Below are 7,924 nucleotides of genomic sequence, written 5' to 3'. Positions count from 1 at the left end.
GGCTCAGTTCCTCTCCTGCTCGCCGGCCTGGCGTGGCGCGGGGTGGGTGAAGGTGCCGGAGAACTGGTCGGCCGCGCCGGGTACCGGTTCGGCGGGGTCGGCGCCCAGCGCGACGATCCGGTTGGCCTTGTCGACGTGGACGACCCGCGGCCGGTGGGCGGCGCGCTCGGCCTCGTCGAGCGCGGCGAAGGACATGATGATCACGAGGTGACCGGGGTGGACGAGATGGGCGGCGGCGCCGTTGATCCCGATGACGCCGCTGCCGCGTTCGCCGGTGATGGCGTACGTGGTCAGTCGGGCGCCGTTGTCGATGTCGACGACCTGGACGGCTTCGCCCTCGACGATGTCGGCGGCGTCCATGAGGTTCTGATCGATCGTCAGGGATCCGACGTAGTGCAGATCTGCCTGGGTGACGGTGGCTCGGTGGATCTTGCCGTTCAGCAAGGTGCGGTGCACCATGACCCCCTGAGGAGACAACTTAGGTGAGGCTAACCTAAACGAACATCGCCGGGTGTGGAAGCAGGCGTTGAAGCGAACCCGGGAGCGGGGCTGGAAGCGGGCCCGGGTTCGTACGCGACGGGACCATCGCGGAAGAAGTCCAGCAGCACCCGGTTCACCTCGTCCGGACGCTCCAGGTACCCGTAGTGGCCGCAGCCCTTGATCTCCTGGTAGACGGCACCCGGTACGGCGTCGGCGACCTCGCGCCCCAGGTGGGGCGGCAGGATGACGTCGTCGGCGAAGCCGATCACCAGACAGGGCACGTCGATCGCCCGGTAGGCCGCCAGTCGCCCCGCCGGGACCTCCAGGTCCAACTGGGCCCGCACGCCCGGCCCCTGAAGCTGCGGTGAGAACTCGAAGAGCTCCAGCCAGTCCTGGACCTGCCGGTCGTCGTCCAGGGTGGCCGGTGACAGGTTCTGCAGGGCGCGTATCCAGGCGGAGTAGGCCGTGGGAAGCTCCACCTCACCGTCGTGCAGGGCACGTTCGGCCTCGGCCATCGCGGCGCGCAGCGCGTCCGTGCGGCCACGGGTGGCCATCAGCACGCCCTGCCGGACCAGTCGGGGCCGGGCGAGCATCAGTTCCTGGACGACGTACGCACCCATGGAGACGCCGACGAACCGGCACGGCGCGAGTCCGAGGTACTCGGCCAGTCCCGCCGTGTCGTCCACGAGGTCGTCGACGGTGAAGCCTTCCGGGCACTCGTCGGTCGGTGGAATGCCCCGGTTGTGGAAGGTGACGACCCGATGGCCGGCGTCGACCAGCGCCGGCACCTGGTGGAGGTGCCAGGCCCGGCCTCCGGCACCCTGGCCCATCACCAGGACCACCGGATCGCCGGTGCCGGTGTCCTCGTAGTGGAGCCGGATTCCGTTGATCCGCGCGCTCGGCATGGTCCTCCGCCCTGTCGTGCGAGGCTGGTCCGTCGGCTGGTCAGTCGGCTGCCGGGGACGCCTCGGCGGGCGCCGCCCGGTCGTCCCCGTCGGCATCCGGAGGCCGGCTGAGCGTGGCCTTCCGCAGTCCCGGCATGGCGAGGGCCAGCGCGCCCACCCCGGCCAGACAGACCACGCCCCCGAGCACCACGGCCCCGCTCGACGACCCGAGCGCCCTGGCCACCAGGCCCGCCTCGACGTTGCCGACGGAGGGGCCGGCCGTGGCCTGGGCGAGCCACAGGCTGCCGACCCGGCCCTGGAGCCGGTCCGGTGTGTAGTGCTGGAGCAGGGCCCGGCGCAGGATCTCCGAGGCTGTGTCGCCGAGGCCGGCCAGGGCCAAAAAGGCCAGGGCGAGCCACAGGTTGGGGCTGAGGCCGAAGCAGGTGATCGCCACGCCCCACACCGCGACCGCGCCGATCAGCGCCCGTCCGGTGTGGTGCACCCGGCCGGTCCAGCCGCTGGTCAGCGCCCCGAAGAAGGACCCCACCGCGGGTGCGGTGTAGAGCAGGCCGACGGTGGAGGGGCCGCCGCCGAAGTGCTCGGTGCCGAGTTCGGGGAACAGGGCGTACGGCATCGCGAAGACCACCGCGCACACGTCGATCAGCAGCAGTCCGGCCACGACCTGGTTGCTGCGCAGGAAGCGCAGCCCCTCCCCCATCGCCTTCAGCGGATGCTGTCTCTCGGCGGGCTCCTCGGGGGCGAGCTTCGGCAGCGGGGCGAGCAGGGCGAGTCCCACGACGTAGATGGCCGCGTCGATCGCGAAGCACATGGCGACGCCGGGCCCGGCCGCGATGATGCCGGCGAGCGACGGTCCGACCATGCCGCCCAGTTGGGCGGTGAGGGTCGTCAGCGCGCCCGCCGCCGCCAACTGCCCGGGCTGCACCAGGGCCGGGGTGGCCGCCATCAGGGCCGGGCCGCCCAACCCGGCGGTGCCGCCTGCCAGTACGGCCGCCACGAAGACGAACCACACCTGCGGGTCGGGCATCGCCGCGTTCACCGCGAGCCCGGCGATGACCACCGCGGTCACCGCCCGGGTGACCAGCATGACCTTGCGCCGGTCGACCCGGTCCGCCAGCAGGCCGCCCGTGATCAGGCCGACGAGCAGCGACAGGCCCAGCACCAGGCTCATCAGGCCCACTTGGACCGACGATCCGGTGAGGTGGTAGATCTGCAGACTGGCCGCCACCGAGGTGAGGTGGGTGCCCACCATGGAGATCGCCTGGGTGGCGAAGATCAGTCTGAAGTTCCGGCTGGAGCGCAACGGCGCCACGTCGACGACGACTTCTCCCAGCTTCACGCGCGCCCCTGACCCTGTGCCGGGACCACGTAGGGGGCGACGCTGCGCAGCTTCTCGCAGGTCTCCTCCAGCTCCCGGGCCGGGGTCGAACCGGCGAGGATGCCGGCGCCGGCCCGCAGCCAGGTGCGGCCGTCCTCCTCGAAGAGGCTGCGCAGCACCAGCGCCGCGTCGAGCGACCCGTCGCTGCCGGCCCGCAGCACGGCGCCGCTGTAGATGCCGCGTGGTTCCTTTTCGAGCCGGGCGATGCAGTCGTACGCCGGCGCCTTGGGGATGCCGGAGGCGGTCACCGCGGGGAACACGGCACGCAGGGCGTCCCAGGCGGTGGCGGACTCGGCGAGCAGGCCGTGCACGCTGGAGCCGAGGTGCTGCACGCTTCCGCGCCGGCGGATGCTCAACAGGTCGCGCACCGAGACGGTGCCGGGCCGGCAGACGGTGGCCATCTCCTCCTCGGCGAGTTTGACCGACAGCACGTGTTCGGAGATCTCCTTGGGATCGGCGAGGAGTTCGGCGCGCAGGCGCTCGTCCTCAAGATCGCCGAAGCCGCGGGCGCGAGTGCCGGCGAGGGGCTGGGTGACGACCTCGCCGTCCGCGCTGACCTCGGCGACGGTCTCGGGACTGAATCCGGCGACCCGGCGCCCGCCGACGTTCAGCAGAAAGGACCGGGCGGGCGTGTTGTGCGAGCGGCCGTGGACGTAGGTGGCGACGAAGTCGACCGGGAAGGGCACGTCCACCGACCGGGAGAGTATGACCTTCTGGAGGTCGGAGGTGCGTATCTCCTCGATGGCCTGGGCCACCATGTCCGGGTAACGCCCCTCGCCGTCCGAGACGTCGATGGGGCGGGGCAGGGCGGTGCGGGGCGCGTCGGCGCCGTCGAGTAACGCGATCAGCGCGTCCAGCGTCTCCTGGTCCGCGCTGCGGATCACTGCGCCTTCCTGACGCAGCCTCACTTCGCTGTGCGGGACGATCAGATGGAGCAGGTCGTCGTCGCCGGCCCGGTCGGGGCGACCGGCGTACAGATGGGAGAACTCGAAGGCCATCCAGCCGTACGCGGTCCAGCCCTCCACCGCCAACTGGCCGAGTTCCTCGTGGACTTGATGCAGTGGATGCGATCCCAGCGGGGCCGCGGTCTCCTCGTCGAGCCATCGGCGGCGGATCTCGGAGCGGCCGACCCGGATCTCGCCGAGCGCTCCTCCGGCGAACCGGACGTCGCCGTTCTGTTCGTAGATCACGTACTGGTCGAACACGCCCGACTCCGCCAGTTTCGCCGCCAACTGGACGGGGTCTCCCGGCAGTTCCGTCTCCGCGCTCCGATAACGCAGCAAGGACCTACCTCCCTGGACTTAGGTTAACCTAACCTAATTCACTAAGACCCTAGCCTCCGTGGCGCGGCGCCGTCCAGATCACACCTCCAGGCTTGACCCCGATGAATCATTAGGCAAGCCTTTCCTAAACAGCAGGCGGGAGTTGAGGATGCTCGACGGTTGGGTGCCCTGGCCGGAGCCGTTGGCCGAGAAGTACCGCGCAGAGGGCTACTGGGAAGGCCGGCCGCTGGACCGGCTGCTGAGCGACAGCGCCGGGCGCACACCGCACCGGACCGCGCTCGTCGACGCCGAGGGCAACCGGTGGACGTACGCCGAACTCGATCTGCGCGCCGACCGCATGGCGGCGGGACTGCGCCGGCTCGGCATCGCCGGCGGGGACCGTGTGGTCGTCCAACTGCCCAACACGGGCGCCTTCGTGGTGCTCTTCTTCGCGCTGCTGAGGGCGGGCGCGATACCGGTGCTCACCCTGCCCGCGCATCGCGAGAGCGAGATCGTGCATGTCGCCGAGGTGTCCGGCGCCACGGCGTACGCGATCCCGGATCTGCACGACGGCTTCGACCACCGCGCGCTCGCCCGGGGCCTGCGCAAGGCGGTGCCCGGGGTCGAGCACGTGCTGGTGACGGGCGACGCCGCGGAGTTCACCGCGCTCGCCGACATCGACGCCGACCCGGTCCCGCCGGCCGTGCCCGACCCCGGCGATGTGGCGGTCCTGCTGCTGTCCGGCGGCACGACAGGCAAGCCGAAGCTCATCCCTCGCACCCACGACGACTACGCGTACAACGTCCGTGCGAGCGCCGAGGTCTGCGGCTTCGACCGGGACACCGTCTATCTGGTGGTACTGCCGACCGCGCACAACTTCGCGCTGGCCTGTCCCGGTCTGCTCGGCACCCTGATGGCGGGCGGCACCGTGGTGCTGTCCCCCACGCCGAGCCCCGAGGACGCCTTCACGCTGGTCGAGCGGGAGAAGGTCACCGCCACCGCCGTGGTCCCGCCGATCGCGCTGCTGTGGCTGGACGCCGTCGAGTGGGAGGAGGCCGACCTCTCCTCGCTGAGCCTGCTCCAGGTCGGCGGCTCCAAGCTGGGCGCCGAGCCCGCCGCGCGGGTCGAACCGGCCCTCGGCTGCACGCTCCAGCAGGTCTTCGGCATGGCCGAGGGGCTGCTCAACTACACCCGGCTCGACGATCCGCCCGAGCTGGTGATCGGCACTCAGGGCCGCCCGATGTCGCCCGCCGACGAAGTCCGCGTCGTCGACGAGGAGGACCGCGACGTCCCGCCCGGCGCGAGCGGCGAGTTGCTCACCCGCGGCCCCTACACCCTGCGCGGCTACTACCGCGCCGCCGAGCACAACACCCGCGCCTTCACCACCGACGGCTACTACCGCACCGGCGACCTCGTGCGGGTCCTGCCCTCCGGGCATCTGGTCGTCGAGGGCCGGGCCAAGGACCAGATCAACCGGGGCGGCGACAAGATCTCCGCCGAAGAGCTGGAGAACCACATCCTCGCCCATCCCGCCGTGCACGACGCGGCGGTGGTCGGCATGCCCGACGAGACGATGGGCGAGCGCACCTGCGCCTACCTCGTCCCGCGTGGACAGGCCCCGGTACAGCGGGAGTTGGCCGCGTTCCTCACCGAGCGAGGGGTCGCCGCGTACAAGCTCCCCGACCGGGTGGAGGTCATCGAGGCCTTTCCCCGGACGTCGGTAGGCAAGATCGACAAGAAGGCGCTCGGCCGGCTGATCGCCGAACGCCTCCGCGCGGAGGGCATCGGTGGCAACTGAGGCCGGTAGGGCCCCACTTGTACGGACGGAAAAGCGACCCACCAGGCGCCGCAACCCGACCCGCACCCTGGCCGTGCTCGGTGCCCTGCTCCTGCTGATCACCGCCGCCGTGCTCAGCCTCGCGGTCGGCTCACGCGCCCTGTCGCCGGGCGTCGTCATGGACGCGCTGTTCCACGACGACGGGTCGACCGCGGCCTCCGTCATCTGGGACGTCCGCGTACCGCGCACCCTGGCGGGCATCGCCGCCGGAGCCGCGCTCGGCGTCGCGGGCGCGCTCATCCAGGCGCTCACCCGCAACCCGCTGGCCGATCCGGGACTGCTCGGCATCAACGCGGGCGCGGCCACCGGCGTGGTCCTGTCCATCACGGTGCTCGGCATCACGAGCCTGTGGGCCTCGGTGTGGTTCGCCATGCTGGGCGCGGTGGTGGCGGGTCTGCTGGTGTACTCGCTGGCCTCGGGCGGACGCGGCGGTGCCACTCCCGAGCGGCTCGCCCTCGGCGGTGCCGTGATCGCCGCCGTGTTCACCGGCATCAGCCAGACCCTGATGCTGCTCGACGCCCAGGCCCTGGACCAACTGCGGTTCTGGAGCGTGGGTTCGCTCGCCCGGGCCGACAGCGGGACGCTGACGACGATCGCGCCGTTCGTCGCGGTGGGCCTGTTGCTCGCGCTGGCGCTGGTCCGGCCGCTGAACGCGCTCGCGCTGGGCGACGACGGGGCCAGGGCGCTGGGCGCGCATGTGGACCGGACGCGTTTCCTGGGCCTCGCGGCCATGACGGTGCTGTGCGGCGCGGCGACCTCGGCCGTCGGGCCGCTGGTCTTCGTCGGCCTCGCGGTCCCGCACATCGCCCGCATGATCGCCGGCTCCGACCAGCGCTGGACGCTCCCGCTGTCCATGCTGCTCGCACCCGCCCTGCTGCTCCTCGCCGACGTCCTCGGCCGGGTCGTCGTACGCCCCGACGAACTGGACGCGGGTGTGGTCACGGCCGTGGTCGGGGCCCCGGTGTTCATCGCGCTGGTCCGCTACCGCAGGACGGTGACGGCATGACGACGCAGGCCCCGCCACGCACCCGTACCCATGTCGTACGGAGCCGCTCGCACCGTCTCTCGCTGCGCGTGGACGTGCGCGCGGTGGCGGTCTGTGTGCTGGTGCTGGTCGCGACCGCCGCGGTCGGTGTCCTCGCGCTCGGCACCGGCGAGTACACGGTCTCCCCGCCGGACGTGGTCCGCACGCTGCTGGGGAACGGCAGCCCGCGCACCGACTTCGTGATCAACGACTTGAGGCTGCCCCGTCTGCTGACCGGCATCCTCGTCGGCGCGGCGCTCGGGCTGAGCGGTGCCCTCTTCCAGAGCCTGACCCGCAATCCGCTGGGCAGCCCCGACATCGTGGGCTTCACCTACGGCTCGGCCACCGGGGGCCTGCTGGTGGTTCTGCTCGTCGGCGGCACCGGCGGCCAGATCGCCCTCGGGGCGGTGGGCGGGGGCCTCGCGACGGCCGTGCTGGTGTATCTGCTGGCGTGGCGGCAGGGCGTCCACGGCTTCCGGCTGGTGCTGGTCGGCATCGGGGTGAGCGCCCTGCTCCAGGGTGTGAACGCCTACTTGCTGGCCAAGGCCCGCTTCACGCAGGCCGCGCAGGCGATGGTGTGGCTCAACGGCAGCCTCAACGGCCGGGGTTGGGGCGACGTCCGCCCCGCCGCCCTCGGCCTGCTCCTCGTGCTGCCGCTGGTGGCGCTCGCCGCGAGCAGGCTGCGGATCCTGGAAATGGGCGACGACGTGGCGGGCGGGCTCGGGGTGCCGGTCCAGCGGACCCGGCTGGTGATCCTGGTACTCGGTACGGCGGCCTGCGCGGTGGCCACGGCAGCCGCCGGCCCGATCCCCTTCGTGGCCCTCATCGCCCCCCAGCTGGCCCGTCGGCTCACCCGGGCCCCCGGCCCGAACCTCCTCGCGGCCACCTGCACCGGCGCACTGCTCGTGGTCGCCGCGGACTTCGTCTCCCAGCGCATCCACGAGTCGGCGCAACTGCCCGTCGGCGTGGTGACCGCGGTCGTCGGCGGGGTGTACCTGGGGCTGCTGCTGCGCAGGCAGCGGCGGGCGGGGCGGATCTGAA

7 protein-coding genes are annotated in these 7,924 nt (G+C 72.0%); 3 read left to right on the top strand and 4 right to left on the bottom strand.

All coding sequences use genetic code 11. The annotated features are described in order from the left end of the window. Positions 1-3 precede the first annotated feature (3 nt). Genes panD through OG331_RS43250 form a run of 4 tightly spaced genes read right to left on the bottom strand, consistent with a single transcriptional unit; the run spans position 4 to position 4,043 of the window. Positions 4-459 (bottom strand): aspartate 1-decarboxylase, encoded by a 456-nt coding sequence (gene panD / locus OG331_RS43265; RefSeq protein WP_406207515.1) that lies wholly within the window; start codon positions 457-459, stop codon positions 4-6. A 29-nt stretch (positions 460-488) separates the two neighbouring features. Then, a complete protein-coding gene (locus OG331_RS43260; RefSeq protein ID WP_406207512.1) occupies positions 489-1,385 on the bottom strand; it encodes an alpha/beta fold hydrolase in 897 nt (298 codons plus the stop codon). Positions 1,386-1,425: 40 nt separating this feature from the next. Then, positions 1,426-2,721, bottom strand: coding sequence for an enterobactin transporter EntS (gene entS / locus OG331_RS43255; RefSeq protein WP_406207509.1), 1,296 nt, complete (start codon positions 2,719-2,721; stop codon positions 1,426-1,428). Then, the gene (locus tag OG331_RS43250) at positions 2,718-4,043 is read right to left on the bottom strand and encodes a salicylate synthase (protein WP_406207506.1); all 1,326 of its coding nucleotides are present in this window, start codon (positions 4,041-4,043) and stop codon (positions 2,718-2,720) included. Before OG331_RS43250 ends, entS begins: the two co-directional genes overlap by 4 nt. A gap of 148 nt (positions 4,044-4,191) precedes the next feature. Between OG331_RS43250 and OG331_RS43245 the strand changes: the two genes are divergently transcribed. The 3 genes from OG331_RS43245 to OG331_RS43235 are packed head-to-tail and all read left to right on the top strand — an operon-like array spanning position 4,192 to position 7,923. Continuing rightward, the gene (locus tag OG331_RS43245) at positions 4,192-5,820 is read left to right on the top strand and encodes a (2,3-dihydroxybenzoyl)adenylate synthase (protein ID WP_406207504.1); all 1,629 of its coding nucleotides are present in this window, start codon (positions 4,192-4,194) and stop codon (positions 5,818-5,820) included. Beyond that, positions 5,810-6,865, top strand: coding sequence for a FecCD family ABC transporter permease (locus tag OG331_RS43240; protein ID WP_406207502.1), 1,056 nt, complete (start codon positions 5,810-5,812; stop codon positions 6,863-6,865). The genes OG331_RS43245 and OG331_RS43240 overlap by 11 nt, the downstream gene beginning before the upstream one ends. Continuing rightward, positions 6,862-7,923, top strand: a complete 1,062-nt coding sequence (locus tag OG331_RS43235) for a FecCD family ABC transporter permease (RefSeq protein WP_406207499.1) — start codon at positions 6,862-6,864, stop codon at positions 7,921-7,923. The genes OG331_RS43240 and OG331_RS43235 overlap by 4 nt, the downstream gene beginning before the upstream one ends. Position 7,924: the final 1 nt, after the last annotated feature.

The sequence above is a fragment of the Streptomyces sp. NBC_01017 genome, from assembly GCF_045162795.1.
In the GTDB taxonomy this organism is placed as follows: Bacteria; Actinomycetota; Actinomycetes; order Streptomycetales; family Streptomycetaceae; genus Streptomyces; species Streptomyces machairae.
Note: the sequence above shows the minus strand (reverse complement) of the source record. Positions and strands in the feature narration are given on the sequence as shown.

Bases quoted from the DNA above. Each gene is read 5' to 3' on its own strand.
- OG331_RS43260 (WP_406207512.1), bottom strand. From the start codon at position 1,385: ATGCCGAGCGCGCGGATCAACGGAATCCGGCTCCACTACGAGGACACC.
- OG331_RS43245 (WP_406207504.1), top strand. From the start codon at position 4,192: ATGCTCGACGGTTGGGTGCCCTGGCCGGAGCCGTTGGCCGAGAAGTAC.
- OG331_RS43235 (WP_406207499.1), top strand. From the start codon at position 6,862: ATGACGACGCAGGCCCCGCCACGCACCCGTACCCATGTCGTACGGAGC.
- panD (WP_406207515.1), bottom strand. From the start codon at position 459: ATGGTGCACCGCACCTTGCTGAACGGCAAGATCCACCGAGCCACCGTC.